Genomic DNA, 25,145 nt, shown 5'->3' on the forward strand with positions numbered 1-25,145 from the left:
TTCCTCCTCACAGCCTCTGCTTATTGATTCGACTCAAAGATGCGAACGGTCCCGTTATAGAAGTCGGAGACAGCCTGCTCCACACTTTTTCGTCCAAATCCGATCTCCTGATTCGTCGTTTGAGCTAACTTGGAGAACTCTGCAAATCCCGGCGGGTTGTAGCTTACGTCAAAAGGTTCAGTCTTCGTAGCTTCAGAGACAAGATTTGTATAGTTATAGACAATCTCCTCCACAGGGCCTGCACCTTCCTGAAGAAGAGTACGATTGGCTTCCGTAACGGGCACGCCGCGGTCATTACCGAGGATTTTGGCTGCTTCCGGATCATGAATCCAGAAGTCCATTAACATTGCCACTTCCTTCGGATGTTTGGTATTCGCGTAACCTGATAATCCCTGACTGGATTCAAATACAACTCCCGTTCCTTTAGGACCTCGTGGTACAGGGAGAAGAACCAAAGGATCTTCCGTCAAGCTCTGGAATGCAGCGAGCTGGTTGGATGGTAGGAGAGTCATGGCTGCTTTGCCTGTGATCAACAGGGATTTACTGGTATCATCATGCGGGTTAGAAACCTGCAATTCCGGTGTGACTACACCGCCGGATGCAGAAGTCTTCTCCCAATACTGGAACCATTCAAGAATGTCTTCCTTGGCGAATCCGAGTGTACCGTTTTTCATGTCATATAGTTGTTTACCCCTTTGTTTGAGAAAAATATCCATCCCGTCGACGGTGAAATTATAGGTTCCATAGAAGCCGTCCCCGAGTTTGTCGGATAACGCCTTGCTGATGGTGGCATAGTCCGCCCAGTCCCAATCCGCAGCTGGCAAAGGCATGCCGGCTTTCTCAAAGAGTGCCTTGTTAACAACAATTCCCCGTGCGTTCGCACCGGCAGAGATATGTTGCAACTTCCCGTCGAGACGTCCGTATTCGATCATCGTTTCATCCATACCGTCGAGATTCAGTTCGTTGCCAACATAGGGGTCCAGGTTAAGCAGGACATCTTTTTGGGCATAATCAACGACATTTCCACCGAGGAAAAAGATATCCGGTGCTGTGCCTGATGCCAACTGGGTATTTAGCTTGTCGAAATATCCAGAGGAGGGTGCAAATTCACCTGAAATTTTAATATCCGGATGTTTTGCCTGAAAGATCTTCAGGGCTTCATTCGTAATATCTGCCCGTTTCTGGTCACCCCACCACATGATGCGAAGTTCGACCTGTCCGCCCTCGGTAGTTCCATTGTTATTACCGTCGCCTGTATTATTAGTAGCACCTGTATGGTCTGTTCCAGAGCAAGCTGTTACGAATAACAAAAGTGAAGTGATTATACCGATCATGAAACGTTTGAACATGGTGAATCCCCCTGACTATGGATAATGAGAAACGTGTTGTTACTTCAGACCTGTTGTCGCAATGCCTTCAAGGAAATATCGTTGAAACAGTAAAAAGATGATGGTCACGGGAAGCAGTGACAGGGTAGACATGGCGAGCAATGCTCCCCAATCGGATTGTCCTGAGGGATCAAAGAGAGACCGGATGCCCAGCTGCACGGTGAACAGATCAATTTTGCTCAGATAGATCATCTGGCTGAAAAAGTCATCCCAGCTCCACAGGAAGGTGAAAATCGCTGTTGTAATCAGTGCCGGAATGAGCAGGGGCACTACGATTCTGAAAAAGATCTGTGATTGTCCGCAACCGTCAATGGTTGCACTCTCGTCCAGTTCCCGCGGTATACCGCGTATGAATTGAACCATGAGCAAGATGAAGAAGGAATCCTGCGCGAGCCACTTGGGCAGAATCAGCGGGAAATACGTATTAATCCATTGAAGCTCATTATAGAGAATGTACTGGGGCACCAGAGTAACATGGTAAGGCAACATAATTGTGATCAACATCATGCTGAACCACAGGCCTTTGAATCTGAACTTCAATCTGGAGAAAGCAAAGGCTGCAAGGGAACAGGAGATCACATTACCCAGCACACTCATGACCGAGATCAGCACGGAGTTGCCGAAGAAACGGCCAAAGGAGATGCCCTGCAGACCTTTCCAGCCATTAATATAGTGCTCAAGCGTGAAGCTGGTTGGCAAAAGACTGCCACTGGTGAAAATGAGATGGTTCGGTTTAAACGAACTGAGAATTAACCATAGTACAGGATATAACATCAGCAGACCGAAAAGTATAATGGCGGCATGCCTCCCGGCCTGAACCAGTTGTCGTTTGATTGGCATATGCATTACCTCCCTTCCTGATTATCCCCGTAGAACACCCAAAATCGGGATGTAACAAAGACGATTGCGGTGAATACGCCGATAATGACCAACATGATCCAAGCCAGAGCCGAAGCATAACCCATATCAAAGAACGAGAAACCTTTCAGATACAGGTACAAGGTATAGAACATTGTTGCGTCGAGTGGACCCCCGCGGCCATCTCCGATCACGTAAGCGGGTGTAAACGCCTGGAATGAATTGATCATGCTCATGATCAGGTTAAAAAAGATAACGGGGGAGAGCATGGGCAGGGTGATTCCGAAAAATTGACGTATCTTTCCCGCTCCATCGACATCGGAAGCTTCATACAAGTCTGCCGGGATCTGTTTCAGACCCGCAAGAAAGATGACCATGGCAGACCCAAATTGCCACACGGATAGCGTGATGATGGTATAAACCACATAATCCGGATGTGCAATCCAGGACGGACCAGAGATGCCAAACCAGCTTAGAAACTGGTTGACCAGTCCGTTCCCCTCAAAAAGTTGACGCCAGACGATTGCGATTGCGACGCTACCGCCCAAGAGGGAAGGGATGTAATATACGGTCCGGTAGATGCCGAGGGCTCGAATTCCTTTGTTCAGCGCCATTGCCACCATTAGAGCAAAGGCAAGCCTTAGAGGAACGGATAAAAAGACATAATAAAATGTCAGCCCGAGGGACCTGCGAAAGGTATCGTCCTCGGTAAAGATGTGAACATAGTTGCTAAGTCCAGTCCAAGTTGGTGATGACAGCAGATTGAATTTGGTCATGGATAAGTATAGGGACGCAATCATCGGTCCCAGTGTCAGACAGAAGAGTCCGATCAGCCAGGGCAGAAGAAACAAGTAGGCTGTGGTATTCTGCTGACCGTATAAGGGCTTGGTCTGTTTTTTCATCATGTGCCTCCCTTCTGAATCGATAAAATTCATGGTTAACCCCTGTGAATCCGCTTACAACATGTGTCGTTCTATGGGTAACCACATCATACCGGGGAAGGAGAGAAGCTTGAATCTTATTTCTTCGGATCATGATTATCGATTTTTTCGGAATGCTGCAACCGATAGTCTGAAGGACTCATGTTGAACATTCTTTTGAATTTCGAACTGAAATAACTTGGCGAACTGAAACCTGTCAGTTCAGTAATATCCCATACCGTTAATTGAGTATCCTTCAGCAGTTGCAAAGCATGTTTCATCCGAACACCCGTCACATATTGAACGAAAGAGGTACCTGCCCCTTCCTTAAACAATTCGGAGAAATAGGTAGGGTAATAGTTGAATCGTTCAGCGAGTAACGTCAACGTGAGCTCCTGCATGTAGTTCTCTTCGATATATCGCTTGGCTAACTCTATAACCGTCCCATCCCCATTTTCCGAAGGAAGTTGTTGACCCAGGAAGTCTTGAGCCCATTGCATTAATAAGCGTTCTGCTTGATCTGGCGTCTTAAGCCACAGTATCCATTCCGGGGCCATTGGAAAATCCATCAACAGTGAAATTTGAAAAATAGTTCTTGTCATTCGAGAAGGAGAGAGCTGGAATGCCTCGTGAATTTCCTTATGGATGATGCTGCGGAAGGAGTCCAGTTCTCCACGAATGAGGCAACGATGCAGCGTGCGTGTCGTTTCTTCAGGCAGTAATGGACTATAGTCTGTTCCAGCCTGAGGGTTCAGCCCGCTGACAGCCCGTTCAGCTGAATTCCATGCCAAAAGGGAATGGATATAACCTTCTTTCCAGTGCTCAAGTCCGGATACAGAAAGTCCCATCCCAATCTTGAGTTCCATGGAAAAAACGGATGCCGTATGTTCCGTGAGCTGTTGGATGAATTCATGCTGCATACCATCTTGTACCATGAAATGCATGATGCCTGCGTGTACCGAATCATGAAATACCTGGACATTGTCTGAATCAGACCGGGCGATTTCATAACATACCATCTCGAAAGGAAGATGCATCTGCTCGGGTAATCGATCTTTTCGAATATCCGGCTTGTCCGAGTGACTTATACTCGCGGTGATGAAACAGACCTTCTGATCCTGCCATGATTCGAGATGGAACAATCGGAGTCGTTCTGGCATGGAGGAAGGCGGTAGGCGATTACCTTTGACGAGATCAAGAAGGAAACGTTCCTTCATTTCCCGGTAATACTGAGAGAGTCGCCAATGCAGCAATTCGGAGTCGACTCGAATTTTACGTTGTTCATCCAGTTCCGCTTTGATTTTGCCTAATGTGGCTTTCAATTCATCCCGGGTTACTGGCTTCAGTAAATAATCGATCACCTGGCTGCGGACCCCCGCTCTGGCATATTGAAAATCTTCATAACCCGTGATAATGATAATCTGAATGGAAGGGTTATAACTGCGGCAGGCATCCAAAAGTCTGATGCCATCCATGACAGGCATATTCATATCGGTAATCAGCAAGTCAAAATGTTCAGATTGTAAAAGTTCATCCGCTTCGATCCCGTTAGACGCTTCCCCTGTTATGACAAAGCCCATGCCGTGCCAATCGACTTTCAATTTTAATCCTTCGCGAACTTCGATCTCGTCATCTGCGATTAATACGTTGTACATCATATTCCTCCTGTACGGGTAGAGTCAGTTCAATACATGCACCACTGCTCTCATCGTTCTTCATATGAACCGTGAACAAGGCACCGTAATGTAGGCGGCAACGAGCAATCACATTGCCCAGTCCAATATGCCAGCCTTCATTAAGCAAAATGGATTCCAATGAGGGGGAAGCATCAGGGTGATGCATGTTATGGATTATCTCTGCTGGAATACCCGGTCCGTTGTCGGAAACGCGGATATGCAGACGATCATCTAGCCGATTGATTCGAATCTGAACCTGAGCTGTTGTCTGATGCTGGAAGCTGTATTTCACTGCATTTTCAATAAGTGGCTGTAATATAAACTTGATGATGACCAAGGCGTTCAGTGTGCCTTCCTTTGTTATCGAAATGTTGAGCTTATGACCGAAACGAGTCTGTAAGATGGAGATATAACGCTGCACATAATCCAGTTCTTCGGTTAGGGGAACAAGATCGTCATTGGTGTTAATGGAAAAGCGCATCATTTTACCCAAATCCTCAATGACCTGAACCGTATCTTCTGTTCTACGCTGAATGGCAAGACTGCTTACCAGTTCCAAGGTATTGAACATAAAATGTGGATTAATCTGTATGAGAAGTGCTTTATACTCTGCTTGTTGGCGAAGCAGCTTCAGCTCGAATTCATTCTGGATATGCTGCCGCAGCTGACTGATCATATAACGGAAGGTAAAGATGACATAACTGATCTCACTCTTTACATTTTTATCTGGAGGCAGAAGTGAATCCGCTTGGTCAAAAGCACCTCGTTGCACCTGTCTCATCGCCAGCACCAGTCTGGTCAAAGGTTTGGTTACGCCGTGGGATAACCATGCGGCCGCCAAGAGGGAGACCAGAATTAGGACAATTGTCACCACCACAATCGTGCTTTGGAGCTTATGGAGAGAGAGATACATTTCCTTTTCAGGTGCCAGACCTGCCAACATCCAGCCGGTGCGGCCCAGTTTCTTGAATACAAGGATGTCTCGCTGTCCTTCCTGGTTGGTGAGGTATGCCACACCGGATTTGAGCGGGCTGTTTCGAAATCGATCGATCTCTGCGGTAGCTACAGCACCTAACGTGTCTACCTGCTGTGACAGAATGGGATTTCCTTGCTCGCCCAGTAGAAAAATAGTGCTATTCTCCGCTAGGTGGATACGCCGGAGCGGCTCCAGAAAGTAGGATTCACTGACATTCACCTTCATGACATTCTGCGCTGTAGCATGATGAAAGGTGCCAATAGGCATCAGCAGACTGACCACCGGATTGCCATGATCTATGACACGTTCATGCTGATCGGTGTGTGCAGGTAACCAGCGTTCCCCCAATGTATAGAAATTCGTGTACCAGGATTCTTGTACAAAGGCAGGGTCATATGTTACCTGATTCTCGCTGCCAATTCGCAGTCCATTCCGTCGATAGATGGATACATCCGAGATACTGGTGTAACTGTTGGTTGCCTGAGTGAGGAAACGGCTCATCGCGAGGTTGGCCAGCATCTTTTCTCCTTCCGGAAGGTTAGGATCACTGATCGCGTTATCCCAGTTCTTGCCCATATCACTATTGAAAACAAGTGAGGCAACATCATAGATCTGCATCTGTACCATGTCTACGTATGAACCGTATTCCTCCATTTTCTCAAGAGCAGAGGATTCGATATAAGAGCGAATGACCGTGCGTGATTCCTTGAAGAGCAGGTAGGAGAGTGTGCCAAAAGCGAGGACAAACAGGACAACGATAAAGGCAATCAGGCGGTTTTTTAAAGAGAAGAACATGGATTTCCTCCTTCTACCGAGTCGACTTGAGCGCAGAGTAATTATAAAAATATAAAAAAGACTGCGTGATATGCGCAGCCTTTAAAAAAAATTAATAATGTAGTGAAGACCTGGGAGACTTAGAAACGAACCAGATTGTTGACGTTGACAGGCAAGCCCGTGGCGATGGCGCGATTGGCCGCAATGCCCGTCAGAATGGATCTGGCACCGTCCACATGATTAGCTGCGCGATGGAACGGATCTTCTACAGGCTCTCCGAACAGATCATTCAGCAGCACCGGGTCACCACCGCCGTGTCCACCTGCTTTTTCCTCCACTTCAACCTCATATGGCGCACCAAACATCGGAAGGACCCGCAACGTTTTACCGATCAGAGCACCTTCCTTACTTTTGTCACCTAATGAATTGACATAGGATTGCTCCACAATGTTCATCTCAATCCGGCCTTTGGTGCCGTTAATGGCAATGCGGTAACCTTCCCATGGCTGATAGGCAACGAGGGAGTACGTCAGAATGGCTTTGCTCCGATACTTCACAAGCACACCCATCGTATCCTCAATGTTAATGCCATCCCCAAATACGCTTTGATCCCGCTGATAACCATCTTCCGATTCGGCATCCAGATACATGGACTTCATATGAGCATCCGAATCCAAATGCAGTGCAAAAGGATCTTCCTTCGCGATTGGGTTACCGGTTGCTCGATTGTAGAACTGTGTTACACCGCGTTCTTCTGCGTTTTCTCTGCCGTAAAACATCAGATCACCGAATGCAAACACGGTCTCTGGCTGCGAGCCGATCCAGAAATTCACCAAATCGAAGTGATGGGTGGATTTGTGCACGAGCAGTCCGCCGCTATTACGCTTGTCCCGATGCCAACGGCGGAAATAATCTGCCCCGTGGCGTGTATTCAGCAGCCATTCAAAGTGAACGGACGTGACTTTTCCGATGGTATCATTCAGAATAAGTTCCCGAATCTTCGTATGGTGCGGCGCATAACGGTAGTTAAAGGTAACTCTGACGTTCTGGCCAGTGCGCTTGACTGCATCCAGAATGTCCTGGCATTTCTCCTCATCGATCGTCATTGGTTTCTCGGTGACAACGTCACAACCCAGTTCCATCGCGCGAATGATGTACTTGTGATGGGTACGGTCAACGCTGGTTACGATGACATAGTCAGGCTTCTCGTTCTCAATCATCTGATCAAACTGATCCGCAGGATAGGTGGGTACCTCTGGATAATCGTACTTTTCCTTCAGCAATTGATTCGCGTAGTTCATGCGGACTTGATTTATATCACAAAAGCCGACAAGCTCGGAAGTATCCCTGTAATCCCGGGTTAATGCACCATAAAAGAATTCGGCGCGGCCGCCGGTTCCGACTAATACATAACGTTTCTTGTTACTCATGTCTATCGCCTCCTTGAATATAGCTTTAGACTATAACAAGGGAGTACTTCTTTCGCCGCATTTTATGCGTAACCGCTTTCAAATGCCGCATATTTTGCTATAATTTATGGAAAGGAGAGAGGCCGACATGACAGAACCTTTCAGTGCAGATTTTCATGATCCCACGGATTTATTACATATTGAATATGATCGTCGCATTGGATATTTCTCGATGACGGATGACCACCTGCATGATCATTATGAGTTGTATTACCTGTTGTCTGGCGAGCGTATCTATTTCATCAAGGATCGGACCTACCGGGTAAAGGCTGGTGACCTGGTGTTTGTTGACCGCAATACGGTTCATAAAACCTTGGAGAGTGGCATGCCCGACCATGAACGCATGGTATTGTATTTGAAGCCTGAGCTTTTTGCAGCCATGGCTATTTCAGCGGAGTTAGTCGAAGCCTTGAAGGAGCCCTTCTGCTGGGAGATTCCTATTGTAAGGTTTCCTTCACAGGTCACGGAGGTATTGCAGCGGATGGTTAGCGAAATGGTCGATGAGATGCTTCGTCCTCAACCGGGAAGCATTCTGTTACTTCGTCACCGGGCTATTGAATTGTTGCTTCATGCCCATCGTAATCAGCATCTGGGCAGGTTATGCTCCGATGATCGTGAGCCGGTTCTTCATCCCAAGACACAGGCCGTTGTTCGTTACCTGAATGAGAATTATCAGAAGCCACTGACACTACCGGAGGTGGCGGGGATGTTTCGCATTAGTCCGCATTATCTGAGTCGATTGTTCAAACAAACGACGGGCTTTACCTTCAGTGATTATCTGAATCTGTTACGGGTGAAGGAAGCACAGCGTTTGCTGCGGGAAAGTGAGGAATCTATTACGGATATTGCTTGGCTTGCCGGCTTCAGTAACTTCTCTCATTTTGGCAAGATGTTTAAGCGAACCGTACAGGTATCACCAAGAGTTTACAGGCAGGAAAACAAGGAATCGGGTTCCGTGAGGACCTTATGAGAGGGAGCGAGTATATGATGATTGAAGCGAGATTAAATGAACTGGGGATCACTTTGCCACAGGCCAGTGCCCCTGCGGCGAAATATGCCAATGCTGTTATTGTTAATGGCATCATGTATGTATCCGGGAAAGGACCTGATACCTCGGAACGTGGCAAACTGGGATCAGACTTCACAACTGAGCAGGGATATGATTTTGCCCGGAATGCCGGACTGGAAGTGCTCGCTGTCGTTCGAGATGTGCTGGGTTCACTGGATCAGGTGAAGAGAGTGGTTAAAGTGCAGGGCTTTATCAATGCGTCCGCTTCATACCAGGAACATCATAAAGTCCTGAATGGATTCTCCGATCTGATGATGGAGGTATTCGGGGATCAGGGTGTACATGCTCGTTCGGTATTTGGTGCCGTATCTGTTAGGGACAATTTGCCCTTGATCATTGACTCCATATTTCAAGTAGAGGAGTAGATCTAACCATGACAGAATCGTCTTCATTTAATCCAATTATGCTAACGATTCCCGAGAGCTTCCAAACGGAACGCCTCACGATTCGTGCCCCGCAGTGGGGGGACGGTGCGGCAGTCAATGAAGCGGTCCGTGAAAGTGCGGAGCAGCTGCGGTTGTGGTTACCTTTTGCGGAGAAGATCCCGTCATTGGAAGAGTCCGAGATGACTGTTCGCAGAGCAAGACTGAAATATCTGGAACGTACCGACCTGATGCTTCATCTGCGAGACAGACACACGGATGAATTGGTAGGCAGCAGCGGGTTACATCGCATCGACTGGAATGCACGTTGTTTCGAGATTGGTTACTGGATTCGAACTTCACGAGCTGGTGAGGGGTTGATGACGGAAGCGGTGAAAGGCATTGAGCAATTTGCCATTACGCATCTGGAGGCGAACCGTCTGGAGATACGCTGTGATGCGCGTAATGTGCGAAGTGCCAAAGTAGCTGAAAGGGCGGGTTATACACTGGAAGGCACACTACGCAAGATGCGGCGGAATAGTACAGGTACTTTGGTCGATTATATGGTTTTCTCTAAAGTCAGAGGAATTGAGTTCGAGTAAAAGGGCGGGTAGATATGGAGCGAATTGGTCAGGGAAGAACTGCGGAAATCTATGCGTATTCGAACGAGCACATTATGAAGCTATATCGAATGGATTTTCCATTCGAAGCAGTCCAAAATGAATTTAGAATAAGTGAGTTGGCTTACAAAAAAGGACTACCCGTCCCACAAGCAATATCCTTGATAGAACATACTACGTCGCGTGCTGGCATTGTTTTTGAGCGAATCCAGGGGATTACCCTGTTATCCCTTATCATTCAGCAACCGGAGTTACTAGAGCAGCTGGCGTTTAAAATGGCTGACTGCCATTACAGACTTCATTGCGAACGAGATGATGAAGGAGCACTGCCCTCCCAAAAGCAGATTCTATCCGGAGCAATTCGCAATGTTCGATTATTATCAGAGGGTGATCAAGCGCGAATCCTCTCATACTTAACAATATTGCCTGATCAACAGCAAATCTGTCATGGCGATTTTCACCCCGATAATGTTATGCTCAGTGATGCTGGCGATCAATACTGGGTTATCGATTGGATGACTGGTATGTCAGGAGATCCTGCGGGTGATGCGGCTCGAAGCTGGGTAATATTAATGAGCAGCACTTTGCCGGAGAATACAGAGCCTGCTGTACGAATGGGGTTTGAAACGGCTCGTGAGTCGCTGATTGAATATTACATGCATCATTATATGCAACTGTCCGGGATTACACGTGAATCAATCGAATCCTGGATGCTTCCCGTTGCTGCCGCGCGTCTTGATGAGGATCTGCCTCCTCAAGAGGTGGAACATCTGCTTAAGTTGGTTCAGGAACGGCTTCGTCTGTTGGACGAATAACGATATAATATAGGTAGGGTAGAGAACGAGAGGGGACGAATTCATGCTGCAATCATTAATGGCCATACAATCATACAAGTCAGGTAACACGCCGGAGGCCCAGCAGCCGTGGCTGCAACTGCTGGCAGCAGCAGAGAAACCCCATATTAACCTCGAACGCATTCATTCCATCGCGGAACTTGAGGGAACGAATCCGGTGCTGGATTACACCGAGCGTACACTGCGTGTGCTGGAGAAGCTTCAGGTTTCTTTTTGGGTGCGAGAAATTCTGGAGGAGGTTCTAATCTGGTCAGAGACAGCAAAGGCCGGATCACGTGAGCAGCGGCGTGTATGGCAGAAGCAGGGCGTTAATCTGTTTGTGCACAATGTGGGGTCCGCCCAGTTATACGATCTATACATAGGGGCAAACCACTTGGATAATGACATCAGTAAGAGCGGGGGAACGAGTATAAATCAACCTGGTTCTCTGAGCGATGCCTTAAGTAAGAACGCGGATATAAGCAAGCATGCTGTGTTGACTTCACACACACCAAGGCATGAGGTTATTCGTACTCTAATTGCTACGCATGGACTTATTGGTCAATACATACGCGGGGAGATTCCATTTGCCGAGAATGCTCCGCTGCACGACTTGATCGCCAAAGGATGGCTTACTACAGAAGAACTGCACACCATACTGTTGGCATTAAATGAGTGCATTATTGCAGGCGTTGATCCAGCGTTATGGTTTCAGGTTCAGGCTGAGGTACAGCGAATTGTAGGCTGGATTATTGCTGGACCGGATCATGAGGACTGGAGCGTGAAGGAACGGTTATCCCGATTAAGAAGTTCATCCATCCGGAAGGGAGAAGCTATGGATACGGCTTATGCCAAACTTCAGACGGAACTGGATGTGGAACAGATACTGGCTCCGCTGGCCCATCGTACGCTGTGGTATGTAGAGTCGGCCATGCAGGATTTCTCGTTGCAGGAGATGGTGAAAGTGTTCCTATTGACGCTACGTAGCGAGAGTATGACTCCAACATCCATCGAGAAACAGTCTGATATAGTCCGCCATATCAGCTTCGAACCATTGATGAATACGATGTATTACGACTACAAAGGGGTCAAAAAGCTCAATATTTACAAGAAACGAATGATTGAAAAATATTTGGAACAATACACGTGGGAACAGATTGCGGCAGGGGAGCAGATCGTCTATCCCCATCTAACCCATCGCATGGAGCGTCATGTGGATCTGCCGGATACATTATTCGTGACCTTCGAATTTTCCCCCGCTGCCGAGAAGCTCATCGCATTCTGTATTGAAGCGGAAAAGTCACCATTATATGAGAAGGCTGTGCTGCTGTTATTTGACCTGTTCGGATTGCGGCGGGATGCCTATGACCGGTTCCACAACGAAGAAACGTATTTGTCCGATATGAACAGCTCCGGTGATTATAAAAAAGTACTGCTCGACTATATTGTCGGTAAACGGGTACTTGATATTGGTCCAGGTGGAGGGATTCTGCTGGATCTGATTGAGCAGGAAAAACCGGAAGTGGAGCCGATCGGTATCGATATCTCAGCCAATGTCATTGAAGCGCTGGAGCGCAAAAAGCAGCGTGAGGGACATCGCTGGCAAGTGATGAAGGGCGATGCACTGCAACTGGAGCAATATGTGCAGCCAGGCTCCGTGGATACGGTCATTTTCTCATCCATTCTGCATGAGTTATATTCATATATTGAACTGGACGGTCGAAGATTTAATTCCGATACGGTTGTAGCAGCGCTGAGAAGTTCATTCCGTGTACTGTCACCTGGAGGAAGAATTCTGATTCGGGATGGCATCATGAGTGAACCCGAGGCGCAAAAGCGCCGGATTCGTTTCCTGGAACCGGATGGGATGCGATGGCTGGAGCGGTATGCAGAGGATTTTCAGGGACGTGCAATTCAATATGAACGAATATCAGACAACGAGGTCGTCATGCCAATCAACGATGCGATGGAATTTCTCTACACCTATACGTGGGGGGAAGAGGCATATGTACATGAGATACAGGAACAGTTCGGTATCTTTACGCCGACCGACTATAAGAACTGTATTCTAGAAGCGCTGGGCGAACAAGCCGAAATGATCACCTTCGAACATTTCCTTCAGGAGGGTTATACGGAAGCACTTGGAGAACGAATGATCTTCATGAAGGAAGATGGTTCCCCTGCGCCTTTGCCGGACAGTACCTGCCTGATTGTCATTGAGAAGAAGGGGTTGGCGGACGGATGATGAGCGAGGCCAGTACGTTTTTGTATTTTGTCAGACATGCGGAGTCTAGGTATGTTGAAGGACAAGAGCGCGAGCGTGGGCTGACAGAACAAGGTCATCAAGATGCAGGGACGGTTGCCAGTCTGCTCCAAGGGGAGCAGATTCAACTGTTCTATTCCAGCCCGTATAGGCGAGCGGTGGATACAATTCAGATTCTGGCAGATCGGTCAGGTGGAATTGTGGTGACAGAGGAAGATCTGCGTGAACGCCAGTTGTCGAGTTCGGATGTGAAGCATGATAATTTTCGTGAAGCCAAGCAGCGATTGTACCGCGACCCTACGTATGCATATCCTGGAGGAGAGTCTGGTGAACAGGCTCGCTCAAGGGCGGTAGCGGTGATCGATAGAATTCTGGATAAACATGCGGGTCACAAGGTACTCATCGGAACCCATGGAGACGTGATGACGCTTATTTTTCAACACTATGATGCTTCCTACGGTTATGATTTCTGGGAGAAGACTACGATGCCGGATATCTATAAGTTGCAGTTTGACGAAATGCACAAGTTGATCCAGGTAACAAGATTGTGGGAGTGACAGGTTAATACATGAGAAATACATTAAGCGTGATGAGAATAGAGAGGTGTGAGTTGAACGGATGAAAATGACGCTGTTACCTGATACATACTTTATTGAAAATCTAAGCGTATCCCCATTACAGGATAGAATGTACTGCATATTTGATCTCGAAGGTACGGGCATTAATCCTGTGGTGGAGAGTGTGACACAATTCGGTGCGATGCATTACCAAAGAGGTCAACAATGTAATACAACATTTTCTTCACTTACACGGGCGGACAAACCTATACCAGAAGCCGTGGCCAAATTAACAGGCATTTCGAATGAGGATATGGTAGAGGCTCCGTCGTTTGTAGAAGCATTTCAGTCCTTTCAGGAATTCATTGGTGATAGCGTTCTTGTGACCCAAGCCGGATATGAATATGATCTGCCCATCTTGAAGCGACATTGTGATGAGTATGGTCTCCCGATGTTCACTAATCTGGTATTGGATACAAAAGCGATGTTCACGTACATTCATCCTGAGATTAACGAGGTCGTCTCTACGGATTTTCTGATTCGGTATTACGATCTGAATACAGATGGAGTTCACAGGCACAATGCTCTGGCAGACTGTGGTGTGATCGCTGGTATCTTTGAATGTATCCTTAGTGAATACGAGGAACTTCAATTGAATCATTTTACAGCTGATCCCAAGCGCATGATGAAGCGTTTTGTTATACCTGAGATGTATCTGACATAATGAAGAACTGGAGGGGAGATCGATGAGCAGAACAGATGTGGAGAAGCTGCTGTCGGAACTTAACGAAGGACGGATTCTGACTCAGCAGACATTCGAAGGATTGGATGTAGAGGTTTATCTGGATGACAGGGATGCCTCAACGTTTGCTGACGAGTGGATGCAATCCTTTGAACGATGGGCTCAAGCTACTGCTGTGGCTGAAGAAGAGGTGCTGCGCGCATGCAGGGAACAGGCGTTCAAACAAACGTTAGCACTCACTGGCGAACCTGAGTTAGCGGGGTATGTGAGTGATGATCTGGGTTTAATTGGCGCTGCACTGTTACAGGATATGGTGAATGATATCTTTGTGAACAAGCTGCTGGAAAGTTATCGTCAAGGTAGGTTGCCCCTGCGATAAGCGGGGGTGAGCCATGTTGGCTCTTCTCGTTTGTATAAAAAAATAGCATCAAATGTACATTGTGAGTCGGTTGAAGCATGAGTTACAATTCACCTAAGCACTAGATGAGAATGATAATCATTATACGTTATGTGTATATCATTCTCACGATTATATCAACAGATCATATAGGGGTGAAGGGTATCATGGTAGGTTTTATTAAAGGTATAAAAGGGTGGACGATCACATTACTGCTCATGGGTCTGGTGATTTCGGGATGTAGTACAAACACCGCTACCAATGCGGAACAGACTCCTGCAACTGAAAGTGCAGCTTCGGGAGAAAATACATCCGTAACCGAGACAGAGCCTGCGACACGAGTTGTACAGGATGAATTTGGAGATGTAACGATTCCGGTTCAGCCACAACGAATTGCTGGAATCTATGTAGAAGATTATCTGAAGGCGCTCGATATTACACCTGTCGTGCAGTGGTATAATCCGATGTGGGGTGTGCAGGAGTATTTAGGACTGGATGTGCCGCAATTTGATACTACAGGCAGCATTGAGGCCTTGTTGCAATATGATCCGGATCTCATCATTGTGGATGGGGGAGCGGACATGGAGAAATATGAGATGTATTCCAAGGTGGCACCAACATATCGTTTACCTGAGGAAGTACTGCAGGACGCCGATCAAATGTTAAAAACCATTGCCGATGTTGTAGGTAAATCAGACAAGGGTGAAGAAGTTGCTGCGGCATTTGAGGCCAAGATTGCAGATGCCAAATCGAAACTGAAGGAAGCGGTCGGGGACGAGAGCGTCGCAGTGGTCCGGCTAAATGTTAACGATGACACACTGGCACTGTTCGGTGTGAAAAATCGATTGACCGGATTTATTTATTCAGAGCTCGGTCTAACACCGCATCCTCTGGTTAGCAAGATGGAGGAATATCAGGAAATTCTGTCTGAGGAAGCCATCCCGCAGCTTGATGCGGATCATCTTATCATTTTCCCTTCCAATGGAGAATGGTCATCTCCCGAGAACAAGGAAGCTTTGAAGGTGCTTGACAGCAAGTTATGGCAATCCCTTCCAGCGGTTAAAAACAATCAGGTGTACATCATGGAAAGATCACATTGGCAATCAGGTGCAATTACAGCGAATTCCATGAAAATTGATGATCTCTTGGAAAAGATGACTCCATAGTATAACCCTATAAGAAAGAAAGTTCTTCAGCGAGGGTTGAAGAGCTTTCTTTTTTCGTATACACTATTTCAAATGATAATAATTCTCAGTTAAGGACGATGAACATGTACCCCACGATAATACAATGGATTCCCAAGCCCTGGCTGTGCACGATTCAGCAGATGGAATATATAAACCACGGTAAATCTGAGATCGATAAACGTTTGCTACATAAAAAATCGTCTTCACACTCCATATTTGTTGTTACGTCTGGAAAGGGTTTGATGGTTTACACCGATCGGGAATTTCATTTGGAAAAAGGACTGATTATGTTTGTTCCAGCGGGAACACCGATTAAGATAGAAGACTTTCCTTGCACAGAAAGTAATTTGCAATATTATAAGCTTGATCTGGTCGTGGCTGAGGTGAAAGAAGATATTTCAGGCCATTCGCCTACGATAATCACGACTGAGCAGCAAGAGTTTCTTAAAGGGATTGAAGATCAAGAAGCGCCCCCTCTTATTCAGCTGAGTTACAGTCCGTGGAGTTCCTGTCTGGAGGCCTTGGAACAAATACTGCGACAACAGGTCACTGGCGATTGGCTGAAGCAATGGGAGGTACAGCTTCGTTTCCAAGAGTGGTTCCGTGCCTTGCTTCGCCAGAGTGATCCCGAAACTGATGCACCAGATGACCGTGCCCGTCTTCAAAGTTCAATTCGTTATATTGACGACCACTATGATCTGACTATAACCGTGGACGAGCTCGCGGCAGATATTGGTCTAACCAGAGCCAGCTACACTCGGCAATTCAAAAGGATAACAGGCAAGCTTCCGCTTGATTATGTGAATACGGTTCGGCTGGAGCGCTCGAAGCAACTATTGCAGCTAACGGATGATCGCATCCATGAGATTGCACAGAATGTGGGATTCAGCAGCGAGTATTATTTTGGTCGTCGTTTCAAGCAGTATGCTGGTATTTCCCCCGGTTTATATCGTCGTCATCACCGTCAAGAGGTTCGTGTCTTTGCTCCGTATCTGGAAGACTTTGTGTTGGCCCTGGGCGTAAAGCCTGTGTTGCAATATTCGCATCACTCCTGGGGTAGACAGCATTATTTGGGATTGGATGATGTGCCCGAATTCGATGTAAGCCAGCAGGATGCTCAATTCAGTGCGGGTATTGTACCTGACTTTATCATGCTGAACAAGGGATATGATCGATGGAATCTGGACCGCTTTGAGCAAGTAGCACCTACGTTTTACGTAGATCATCTGGGAGAGGATTGGCGTTCCATTCTTAGATCAACGGCCGATGTGTTGGGAAAGGTGAATCGGGTTCAAGATGTAATTGGTGCGTATGAGGACAAGGCATTGGAAGCTAAAGGACGTTTAACACGTTATATGCGTGGTCAAACGGTGGCGTTTTTGCGTATATCTGCGTCGGATATTACTCTCTATGGGAATCAGCAAGGTTACGTGGGCCCTGTAATTTATCAGGATCTTGGACTAACTCCGCATTCCCGTGTGCAGCAATGGACAAGACATGAGCGCAGGATTTCCATTGGATTGGAGCAGTTAAGCCAACTTGATGCGGATCACTTGTTGATTACTTTTGATACTGGGGATTCTGCTGAACCAGGAATTGAGCGCGAACTGCTCGACCGGGATGAATGGAAACGTCTGCCTGCGGTGAAGAGCGGCAATGTGTATGAGGTGGATTTCATGACTTGGATGAACTACGGTGTGATCTCTCATGGGAAGAAGATTGAGGATGTATTGCGGTTTATGGCTTGAGGAATGGGAGCTAAAACTACAAACAAGCTGGTTTCAATAATTAAATTAAACTCGAAGAAAAATGAATAGGAGAATAGACATCACATGCAGAAAAATATCTGGGCATCGCTTTTAGTAGTAGCTGTTATTGGAACGGTTCCTGTTACAGAGGTACCGAGGACTACGGTTGCCGAATCGCATGAAATCTTGCCTGAAGATCTTCCGGAAAGCTTAAGATATGATTCCGAGCATCCAGATGTAATTTATGTGAAGGATTGTGGGGTCTACGAGAAAGTTGATTCGAGTTTAATAGACTATGGTGAAGAAGAGGTTGTAGTCGATGATTTACAAAAGGTAACAGATAAAACAAATGTAATTGTTGCTTATGAAGCAACTTACGTCAAAAAAGGTGAATGGGAATAAAACATATGACGTTTGAGGTAAGTGAATACTAAAAAATATGAAGTTCCATCAGCATAGCTGAAGGGGCTTCTTTTTGTTCGCTTTGATAAATGAACCAATACAACGACTCAAAAGGCTTGATTCATCTCATTTTAGTGTAGCGTTTACAAAAAAACAGGATAACGAGCACAAAATGCAAAAGCGGATGTCCTTGACTGAAAGATTACGACATACCATTAGAGTGAAGGCTGATCTGTAAGGCAGGATGAAGTCTTCAAGCATAGCCATGAATGGCGGATGGGAGAGCTGTAATGACAAAACGGGTAATTCTGTTGGAAGAAGGTACGGCAGAGATGAAGGGGCTAATGGGCAGTATAGGGGCTGATCTTGCGGAGCTAAAGCATGCAGGTTGGTCTGTCCCGGCCGGATTTGTAGTCACAACGGAATGCTGTCGCGAGTTCTGTACCCGTCTTGGACATCTTTCCGGTGAAGGAGAGGAAGAGATTGTGAACGCGATCCGGCACCTGGAACAGCAAACCGGGAAATTCTTCGGACATTCGGAGAATCCGCTTCTGCTTGCGGTACGTACTGATCGTGATCAATCATCAGATGCTGCCATACATCCATTGTTAAGTGTGGGTCTAAACGATGTCACTGTGGAAGGACTCGCACGTCATACCGGTAATCGGTTGTATGCACTCCAATGTTACCTTCATTACTTAAAGGAATATGGACAGTTGATACATGGAATTCCGTCTGAATTTTTCACAGAAATATCGAGCAACGTCAAGGATGGGGATGAAGCGGAGCTTGAATTAATCATTACCGAATTTAAATATTTAATTGAAGCGAAGGGTCGCAGCCCTTTTCCACAGGATGTCCAACTTCAATTCAATGAAGCTGTACGTGCGGTATATCATTCACAGCGTGTTCAAGCATCCAGATCTCAGAATGAGATCATGCGTAAACCAACTTACTTTTCTTCGGAGCCAGGCGCTCCTGTTCTTATACAGACCATGATGCATGGGAAATGTGGAGACTCAAGCGGGACCGGAACAATATATACGCGTAACCCACTTACAGGAGAGAAGGGAATTATTGGACAGTACGTTTCAACGGGAAACACCGATCAAACGGATCACGGTCTGGAGCGGCTAAGAGATGACCAATCTGAGCTTTATACACGTTTGTTGGAGATAGGCAGCCAGTTGGAGAGACGTGAGGGAGAAGTGCAGGAGATTACCTTTGTAGTTGATTCCGGCGCGTTGTATGTTGTGTACACCCAGCCCGCTCGATTATCTTCTACAGCCTTACTGAGAAGTGCTGTGGATTTTGTCCATAAAGGACTCATTACCAGGGAGGAAGCACTGTTGCGTATCCAACCTGGGCATATCACGGAAGTGCTGAAGCATTATACAGATTCGGGCAGAGAAGAGAGCATTGGAAATCTTCCCACACAGATCCAGCTAGGAACGAATGACGAGCATGCAGCCTCTGAGAATAACTCAGCTTCACCTTCTTCATCCGATCTGCAACTGCTGCTCGAATGGGCTAATGAAGTGAAAGAGTTGACGATACTTTCCAATGCGGATCGACCGCAGGATGCCATAACAGCACGGAAGCTGGGGGCGGAGGGAATCGGGTTGTGCAGGACGGAGCACATGCTGTTGTCACCTGCGCGGCTACCTTTTGTACAGAAAATGATTCTGGCTGATAGTGAATCCGAGCGTAGGAGAGGGTTGGAGCGTCTGTTACCGATGCAACAGTCTGATTTTGAACAGCTGTTCGAAGCGATGGATGGATTCCCGGTAACTATACGTTTGCTCGATTCGCCGCTGCATGAATTGCTACCGGATCTGGGCGTGTTGGAGAAACGACGTGAATGGTTACAAGCCGAGGAGCCGCAGAAGCAAGAAGACCCCCAGAGTGAACTGGAGGAACTGGAGCGCGTCATTCGCAGAGTCAGTGAATTGCACGAACTCAATCCGGCACTTGGGCAACAGTCTTGTCGTCTGAGTACCGTGTTCCCTGAAATTATGGATATGCAACTTGAAGCAATATTCCGTGCAGCGGTGAAAGGCATCCGTCAAGGCTGGTGGGTACGCCCCGAGATTATGATCCCGCAGATCGGTCATGTGCATGAACTTCAGGTGATGAGAGATTTGGTGGATCATGTGGCTGACCAAGTGCTAGGTGAGGAGAGACGGCATTGTCACTATAGAGTTGGGGCGGTGATCGTTGCTCCGAGAACGGCGCTGACGGCGACTCACATCGCTCGCCATGCAGACTTTTTCACATTTGGCACGGATGAGCTGACAGAGATGACGTTTGGATATAGTCGTCAAGAAGCCGAGAAGCGATTCCTTCAACGTGATACGGATTCTCGTACAGTAACGAATAACCCATTTCATGTGCTCGATATTGAAGGAGTCGGGCAACTGATAGAGATGGCGGTAGTCCAAGGGCGAATTCGAAAACCTCATTTGAAAACAGGGATCTGCGGAGAAAATATGGCGGATCTGGAATCGATTACGTTCTGCCACCGTATTGGAATGGATTACGTAAGCTGTCTGCCTGAACAGATCCCTTATGCACGAATTGCAGCTGCACAAGCAGCCATTGAGGAACAGAGAGAGGTTACGAACACACAGAATGCAGATATATCCACCATTGCGTAAACACGCAGCCTATCTTGCACGGAACTTCCATGGAATAGCAAACAGAAAACTGTTATACTGAAATATGCGTTTTGTAAAGGGAACGTAAAATTTCAGGGTAAGGGTTGAAAGCGACCATGTATAATTCCAATAATGAACGAACTTCATCACGGACTTTATTCGCCGTGTTATTCATTCTTATGTTGTTGAAGCTGTCACTGTTGAGGTGTTTCTTTTTCCAGGGTCTGTCCGGCATTGGTCTGTTGACTGACGCATTAGGTGCATTAGCGTTGGTATGCATACTGGATCTGATTGTGCCCAAAGGCTGGAAGAGAACCGTTTATGGGGGATTCAATATTTTGTTTTCTCTGCTTCTGTTCGCGGCAACGCTGTATAACGTTCATTTCAGTTCGGTACCCACATATACCGTGCTAAGTGAGTTAGGTCAGGTTGCGCAAGTGCGGGGCAGTATCGGACCTCTGGTACGACCGGAGCACTTTCTGTTTTTTGCAGACATCGTATTGGCACTGCCAATATGGTTGATTATGCGCAGACGTGCAGGTGGGCGTAACCGCAGCAGTTACCGCGATAGCGGTCTGACGTTCGGCAGAGTTCGCAGACGTTACTGGGGCAAGCTCGGTGTTGCGCTTACCGCTGCATTCTGCATCGTGTTGTCTGGCAGTTTTATTGTCAAAGGTGAAACGATTGATAACGAACTGGTTCGCGCCGAAAATCTCGGTTTTCTGAACTACCAGGTCTCATCTGCTATTATGACAAGCAAAGAGAATGAGGCCATTGCGAATGGCAACATTAACGAAACGATTGCCAAGATCAATGACTTGGTTAGCAAGTATCCATATCAGGATAAACCGAGTGACGGCTCAGCCGTGAAGGCCAAATATTTTGGTCAGGCCAAAGGCAGTAATCTGATTGTACTGCAACTGGAGTCCTTTCAGAATTTTCCAATTAATGCTTCATTGGACGGTCAGGAATTAACGCCGGTATTGAATGATCTGGCGAAAGAAAGCTATTATTTCTCTCATTTCTTCCAACAGATTGGACAGGGAAACACATCAGACGCTGAATTCATGTCGAACACGTCTATCTATCCAACCGGCGTTGTCCCCATGTCGGCAGGGTATAGTGACCGCGAATTGCCAAGTCTTCCAAAATTACTGGGCAAAGAGGGATATGAGTCCGAGACGTACCACGTCAATGACGTTACCTTCTGGAACCGGAACAAGATGTATCCGGCCCTCGGATTCACTCGTTACTTCGACAAGCCGAGCTTCGAGAATGACAAGTTTAATGATTTTGGACCATCAGATGAAGAGTTGTACCGTGTAGGTGTGGAAAAAATGACTGCGCATCAGGCTGCAAATCAGCCGTTCTATGCTCAGTTCATCACGGCATCAAGTCACTCGCCGTTTACGGTTCCTGCCGATCGTGCACGAATTACGATTCCCGCGACGATCACAAACAAACTGCTTCACGATTATCTGCAGTCGATCAACTATACGGACTATGCCATTGGTCAACTCATTAATGAGTTGAAGGCCAACGGATTATGGGATAACACAACCCTAGTGCTCTACGGAGACCACTTCGGTCTGCCTGCTGACGAAGAGATTACACAACAGATTCAGGCTAATCTCGGTGTCCCTTATGACGGTAAAGTAAGTCGATTCAACATTCCGTTAATGATTCACACACCGAAACAGAGCAAAGGGCAAGTCATTGAGCAGCCAGGCGGTCAGCTGGATATGTTGCCAACAATCATGAATCTGATGGGCGTTTCGCTCCAGGACGAGAAGTTCACTGCCTTCGGACATGATCTGCTCAACATGGATCATAATGCCTTCGGTATCCGGTATTACTTGCCGACGGGGTCATTTGTCAACAATGACATCATGTTTATTCCGGGTGCAGGGTTTGATGATGGAACAGCTTACTCACTCAAAACGTATGAGCCGATAACGGATTTGGAACCCTATCGTGCCGACTATGAACATGTGCTCAGCCTGATGAAACTGTCTGACGAGTATGTGAAGTTGTTACCGAAACGTGCGCCATAACTGAGTTTTTCTGAAAGAGATTAGATCTCAACGCTACATCCAAACGTCACCAGTTCAAAACTGGTGGCGTTTTTTGCATGTTTCTTACACAAGTGTGGTAATAAAAGAGGATAACTAAGTTTGAAACTGTAATAATTAATGTTACAATGGAACAAGCAAGAATGAAGTGAGCAATAGCGTGTAACATCCGCAAGAACTCATATTCATAGAGATCAAGAACCTAACAGATGAGAGGATTGAATATATATGAAACTAAGTGTACTCGAACACGGACATATCAATGAAGGACGGAGTGTGCAGGATACGCTGCAGGAAACGGTGAAACTCGCGCAACATGCGGATCAATTGGGATACTCCCGCTTCTGGATGTCGGAGCATCACGGTAGTGGTGCACTGTCTTTTTCCAGTCCTGAAGTGATGATTGCACATGTTGCTGCACATACGGATCACATTCGGGTAGGTTCCGGTGGAGTCATGTTACCTCATTATAGTGCCTATAAGGTTGCGGAGAATTTCCGTCTGCTGGAAGCGTTGCATCCGGGGCGGATTGACCTTGGAATTGGCAGAGCACCAGGCGGAATGCCGATTGCCAGCAGAGCGCTGAACGAAGGCAAATCATCGAATGTACAATTCTTCCCACAGCAGATTGCGGATCTAGGCGGATACTTCCACGAGCAATTGCCTGAGGATCATCGGTTTGCGTCTCTGGTAGCCGGACCATCGGTTCCAACGGTACCCGAAGTGTGGTTGCTAGGTTCCAGCTCCGAAGGTGCGAGGATTGCAGCTGCGCAAGGGACGTCGTATGCGTTTGCCCAATTCTTCGGTACACCAGGCGGCGAAGAAGCAATGAAACATTACCGTAGACATTTCAAGCCGTCCATCCTGAATGACAAACCCCATTCCATGATCGCTGTCTCGGCGTTCTGTGCAGAGACAGAGGAAGAAGCGGCTGAACTGGCGCGCAGCAATGAACTATTCTTCCTGCGACTCGGACGGGGACTTGAACAGAGTTCCTTCCCATCCCTGGAGACGGTGAACAACTATCCATTCACAGCGATGGAGATGGAACAGATCCGTCAACGTCGTTCTTTTTCCATCGTGGGTACACCGGATCAGGTGAGAGACAAAATTACCGCTATGGCTGAACGTCATGAAGCGGATGAAGTCATTATCGCGTCAGCGATCCATTCGTTCGAAGCACGTCTACGCTCATTCGGCTTGATTGCAGAAGCCTTTGGACTCAAGCAGGACTAATAATCAGCAAGCGGGAATAACTACTCTGAACAGACCGGAATTTTGCTCTTGCAAGGTTCCGGTTATACTCTTGCTTGATCAGGGAGAGGAGAGAGATTCATATGCGCAGATGTGTCATTAGTGATATTCATGGCTGTTACGATGAAATGAATGCATTGCTTAAGCTTGCAGATTATAATCCTTTGCAAGATGAGTTGATTTTGCTGGGTGATTATGTGGATCGCGGTCCAAACAGCAGGCAGGTCATCGAACAGATTATGCAGCTTCAGCAACGGCACAATATTATAGTGATTAAAGGCAATCACGATGCCATGATGGTCAAGGCGCTGACTCAGGATGTTGAGCAATATGATCAGCATTGGATTCGTAATGGTGGATTAAACACGATGGCAAGTTATCTGGATCTGGAGCTTACATATGATGAGCAACAGATCGATTGGGAAGCTTATGCTGAAGCCAAACAGTGGATACGTACACATTATGAACATCATCTTCAGTTTCTGGATCAGCTTCCGCTGGTGTACGAGATACCGGGTTATATTTTTGTGCATGCCGGGATCAACCCGGATATCGAAGATTGGAGAAACCAGTCCGAGCGGGACTTCATTTGGATTCGGGAACCATTCTATTCCAGACCAACGGCGATTAGAGAGACGGTCGTATTTGGACACACACCCGTGAAGCATTTGCATGATGAGTCAGGCATTTGGTTTGACCCGAGCGGAGACAAAATTGGCATTGATGGTGGTTGTGCCTATGGAGCACAATTGAACATGCTGGAGATTAACGAGGATGGCAGTCTACAGACCTTTTTTGTACGGCAAGGGCAGAGCGTGGAAGAGTCCGAGATTTAATATTTTCGTTGCGTATCAGGAATTCATATGCTAATTTATAAGGTTGTACGATGGAATAAATAGGATACATATCATATCGACTTGA

Annotated in this window: 21 protein-coding genes; 15 read left to right on the top strand and 6 right to left on the bottom strand. The window is 46.9% G+C overall.

Annotated features, from left to right (window positions below; all coding sequences use genetic code 11):
- Positions 1 to 20: 20 nt before the first annotated feature.
- The 6 genes from NLBNIHML_RS29915 to NLBNIHML_RS29940 all read right to left on the bottom strand — a co-directional run bounded on the left by NLBNIHML_RS29915 (position 21) and on the right by NLBNIHML_RS29940 (position 8,022).
- A complete protein-coding gene (locus NLBNIHML_RS29915; RefSeq protein WP_494353403.1) occupies positions 21 to 1,349 on the bottom strand; it encodes an ABC transporter substrate-binding protein in 1,329 nt (442 codons plus the stop codon).
- A gap of 39 nt (positions 1,350 to 1,388) precedes the next feature.
- A complete protein-coding gene (locus tag NLBNIHML_RS29920; RefSeq protein WP_339241973.1) occupies positions 1,389 to 2,228 on the bottom strand; it encodes a carbohydrate ABC transporter permease in 840 nt (279 codons plus the stop codon).
- Positions 2,229 to 2,233: 5 nt separating this feature from the next.
- Complete coding sequence (locus NLBNIHML_RS29925) at positions 2,234 to 3,148, bottom strand: carbohydrate ABC transporter permease (protein ID WP_339243034.1); 915 nt, start codon at positions 3,146 to 3,148, stop codon at positions 2,234 to 2,236.
- Between the two features lie 116 nt (positions 3,149 to 3,264).
- Positions 3,265 to 4,824: a response regulator gene (locus NLBNIHML_RS29930; RefSeq protein ID WP_494353404.1), complete on the bottom strand. Its 1,560-nt coding sequence runs from the start codon at positions 4,822 to 4,824 to the stop codon at positions 3,265 to 3,267.
- Positions 4,796 to 6,613, bottom strand: coding sequence for a sensor histidine kinase (locus tag NLBNIHML_RS29935; RefSeq protein ID WP_494353405.1), 1,818 nt, complete (start codon positions 6,611 to 6,613; stop codon positions 4,796 to 4,798). Before NLBNIHML_RS29935 ends, NLBNIHML_RS29930 begins: the two co-directional genes overlap by 29 nt.
- A 119-nt stretch (positions 6,614 to 6,732) precedes the next feature.
- Complete coding sequence (locus NLBNIHML_RS29940) at positions 6,733 to 8,022, bottom strand: Gfo/Idh/MocA family oxidoreductase (protein WP_091016948.1); 1,290 nt, start codon at positions 8,020 to 8,022, stop codon at positions 6,733 to 6,735.
- Positions 8,023 to 8,149: 127 nt separating this feature from the next.
- Here NLBNIHML_RS29940 and NLBNIHML_RS29945 point away from each other — a divergent pair, with 127 nt between their 5' ends.
- From NLBNIHML_RS29945 to NLBNIHML_RS30015, 15 genes are all read left to right on the top strand, one after another.
- On the top strand, positions 8,150 to 9,031 hold the full coding sequence (locus NLBNIHML_RS29945; protein WP_494353406.1) for an AraC family transcriptional regulator: 882 nt from the start codon (positions 8,150 to 8,152) through the stop codon (positions 9,029 to 9,031).
- A gap of 17 nt (positions 9,032 to 9,048) precedes the next feature.
- Positions 9,049 to 9,495 carry a RidA family protein gene (locus tag NLBNIHML_RS29950; protein ID WP_339241983.1) on the top strand — a complete coding sequence of 149 codons (447 nt, stop codon included), beginning with the start codon at positions 9,049 to 9,051 and terminating at the stop codon, positions 9,493 to 9,495.
- Positions 9,496 to 9,503: 8 nt separating this feature from the next.
- Positions 9,504 to 10,094, top strand: a complete 591-nt coding sequence (locus NLBNIHML_RS29955) for a GNAT family N-acetyltransferase (protein WP_339260711.1) — start codon at positions 9,504 to 9,506, stop codon at positions 10,092 to 10,094.
- Positions 10,095 to 10,108: 14 nt separating this feature from the next.
- Positions 10,109 to 10,927, top strand: a complete 819-nt coding sequence (locus NLBNIHML_RS29960; protein ID WP_494353407.1) for a phosphotransferase family protein — start codon at positions 10,109 to 10,111, stop codon at positions 10,925 to 10,927.
- A 43-nt stretch (positions 10,928 to 10,970) separates the two neighbouring features.
- Positions 10,971 to 13,190 carry a class I SAM-dependent methyltransferase gene (locus tag NLBNIHML_RS29965; protein WP_494353408.1) on the top strand — a complete coding sequence of 740 codons (2,220 nt, stop codon included), beginning with the start codon at positions 10,971 to 10,973 and terminating at the stop codon, positions 13,188 to 13,190.
- Positions 13,187 to 13,765: a histidine phosphatase family protein gene (locus NLBNIHML_RS29970; protein ID WP_494353409.1), complete on the top strand. Its 579-nt coding sequence runs from the start codon at positions 13,187 to 13,189 to the stop codon at positions 13,763 to 13,765. The genes NLBNIHML_RS29965 and NLBNIHML_RS29970 overlap by 4 nt, the downstream gene beginning before the upstream one ends.
- A gap of 61 nt (positions 13,766 to 13,826) precedes the next feature.
- Positions 13,827 to 14,489, top strand: coding sequence for a 3'-5' exonuclease (locus tag NLBNIHML_RS29975; RefSeq protein ID WP_339241992.1), 663 nt, complete (start codon positions 13,827 to 13,829; stop codon positions 14,487 to 14,489).
- Positions 14,490 to 14,511: 22 nt separating this feature from the next.
- Positions 14,512 to 14,886, top strand: coding sequence for an immunity protein PIM1 family protein (locus tag NLBNIHML_RS29980; protein ID WP_339241994.1), 375 nt, complete (start codon positions 14,512 to 14,514; stop codon positions 14,884 to 14,886).
- Between the two features lie 185 nt (positions 14,887 to 15,071).
- Positions 15,072 to 16,070, top strand: a complete 999-nt coding sequence (locus NLBNIHML_RS29985; protein ID WP_339241996.1) for an ABC transporter substrate-binding protein — start codon at positions 15,072 to 15,074, stop codon at positions 16,068 to 16,070.
- A gap of 263 nt (positions 16,071 to 16,333) precedes the next feature.
- Positions 16,334 to 17,839, top strand: a complete 1,506-nt coding sequence (locus NLBNIHML_RS29990) for a helix-turn-helix domain-containing protein (RefSeq protein WP_494353410.1) — start codon at positions 16,334 to 16,336, stop codon at positions 17,837 to 17,839.
- A gap of 84 nt (positions 17,840 to 17,923) precedes the next feature.
- Positions 17,924 to 18,241 (top strand): hypothetical protein, encoded by a 318-nt coding sequence (locus tag NLBNIHML_RS29995; RefSeq protein ID WP_494353411.1) that lies wholly within the window; start codon positions 17,924 to 17,926, stop codon positions 18,239 to 18,241.
- 290 nt (positions 18,242 to 18,531) lie between these two features.
- A complete protein-coding gene (locus NLBNIHML_RS30000) occupies positions 18,532 to 20,898 on the top strand; it encodes a putative PEP-binding protein (RefSeq protein ID WP_494353412.1) in 2,367 nt (788 codons plus the stop codon).
- Between the two features lie 116 nt (positions 20,899 to 21,014).
- The gene (locus NLBNIHML_RS30005) at positions 21,015 to 22,952 is read left to right on the top strand and encodes an LTA synthase family protein (RefSeq protein ID WP_494353413.1); all 1,938 of its coding nucleotides are present in this window, start codon (positions 21,015 to 21,017) and stop codon (positions 22,950 to 22,952) included.
- A gap of 246 nt (positions 22,953 to 23,198) precedes the next feature.
- Positions 23,199 to 24,206, top strand: coding sequence for an LLM class flavin-dependent oxidoreductase (locus NLBNIHML_RS30010; protein WP_339242002.1), 1,008 nt, complete (start codon positions 23,199 to 23,201; stop codon positions 24,204 to 24,206).
- 101 nt (positions 24,207 to 24,307) lie between these two features.
- Positions 24,308 to 25,060, top strand: coding sequence for a metallophosphoesterase family protein (locus NLBNIHML_RS30015; RefSeq protein WP_339242004.1), 753 nt, complete (start codon positions 24,308 to 24,310; stop codon positions 25,058 to 25,060).
- The last annotated feature ends 85 nt before the right edge of the window (positions 25,061 to 25,145 follow it).

The organism is Paenibacillus sp. JNU01 (assembly GCF_059130585.1).

What these genes read in the sequence shown, in the direction of transcription:
- NLBNIHML_RS30005 (WP_494353413.1), top strand. Translation starts at nt 21,015, where the DNA reads ATGTATAATTCCAATAATGAACGAACTTCATCACGGACTTTATTCGCC.
- NLBNIHML_RS29935 (WP_494353405.1), bottom strand. Translation starts at nt 6,613, where the DNA reads ATGTTCTTCTCTTTAAAAAACCGCCTGATTGCCTTTATCGTTGTCCTG.
- NLBNIHML_RS29945 (WP_494353406.1), top strand. Translation starts at nt 8,150, where the DNA reads ATGACAGAACCTTTCAGTGCAGATTTTCATGATCCCACGGATTTATTA.
- NLBNIHML_RS29990 (WP_494353410.1), top strand. Translation starts at nt 16,334, where the DNA reads ATGGTTTACACCGATCGGGAATTTCATTTGGAAAAAGGACTGATTATG.
- NLBNIHML_RS30010 (WP_339242002.1), top strand. Translation starts at nt 23,199, where the DNA reads ATGAAACTAAGTGTACTCGAACACGGACATATCAATGAAGGACGGAGT.
- NLBNIHML_RS29970 (WP_494353409.1), top strand. Translation starts at nt 13,187, where the DNA reads ATGATGAGCGAGGCCAGTACGTTTTTGTATTTTGTCAGACATGCGGAG.
- NLBNIHML_RS29965 (WP_494353408.1), top strand. Translation starts at nt 10,971, where the DNA reads ATGCTGCAATCATTAATGGCCATACAATCATACAAGTCAGGTAACACG.
- NLBNIHML_RS29925 (WP_339243034.1), bottom strand. Translation starts at nt 3,148, where the DNA reads ATGAAAAAACAGACCAAGCCCTTATACGGTCAGCAGAATACCACAGCC.
- NLBNIHML_RS29915 (WP_494353403.1), bottom strand. Translation starts at nt 1,349, where the DNA reads ATGTTCAAACGTTTCATGATCGGTATAATCACTTCACTTTTGTTATTC.
- NLBNIHML_RS29940 (WP_091016948.1), bottom strand. Translation starts at nt 8,022, where the DNA reads ATGAGTAACAAGAAACGTTATGTATTAGTCGGAACCGGCGGCCGCGCC.
- NLBNIHML_RS29950 (WP_339241983.1), top strand. Translation starts at nt 9,049, where the DNA reads ATGATTGAAGCGAGATTAAATGAACTGGGGATCACTTTGCCACAGGCC.
- NLBNIHML_RS29980 (WP_339241994.1), top strand. Translation starts at nt 14,512, where the DNA reads ATGAGCAGAACAGATGTGGAGAAGCTGCTGTCGGAACTTAACGAAGGA.
- NLBNIHML_RS29985 (WP_339241996.1), top strand. Translation starts at nt 15,072, where the DNA reads ATGGTAGGTTTTATTAAAGGTATAAAAGGGTGGACGATCACATTACTG.
- NLBNIHML_RS29960 (WP_494353407.1), top strand. Translation starts at nt 10,109, where the DNA reads ATGGAGCGAATTGGTCAGGGAAGAACTGCGGAAATCTATGCGTATTCG.
- NLBNIHML_RS30015 (WP_339242004.1), top strand. Translation starts at nt 24,308, where the DNA reads ATGCGCAGATGTGTCATTAGTGATATTCATGGCTGTTACGATGAAATG.
- NLBNIHML_RS29920 (WP_339241973.1), bottom strand. Translation starts at nt 2,228, where the DNA reads ATGCCAATCAAACGACAACTGGTTCAGGCCGGGAGGCATGCCGCCATT.
- NLBNIHML_RS29930 (WP_494353404.1), bottom strand. Translation starts at nt 4,824, where the DNA reads ATGATGTACAACGTATTAATCGCAGATGACGAGATCGAAGTTCGCGAA.
- NLBNIHML_RS29975 (WP_339241992.1), top strand. Translation starts at nt 13,827, where the DNA reads ATGAAAATGACGCTGTTACCTGATACATACTTTATTGAAAATCTAAGC.
- NLBNIHML_RS30000 (WP_494353412.1), top strand. Translation starts at nt 18,532, where the DNA reads ATGACAAAACGGGTAATTCTGTTGGAAGAAGGTACGGCAGAGATGAAG.
- NLBNIHML_RS29995 (WP_494353411.1), top strand. Translation starts at nt 17,924, where the DNA reads ATGCAGAAAAATATCTGGGCATCGCTTTTAGTAGTAGCTGTTATTGGA.
- NLBNIHML_RS29955 (WP_339260711.1), top strand. Translation starts at nt 9,504, where the DNA reads ATGACAGAATCGTCTTCATTTAATCCAATTATGCTAACGATTCCCGAG.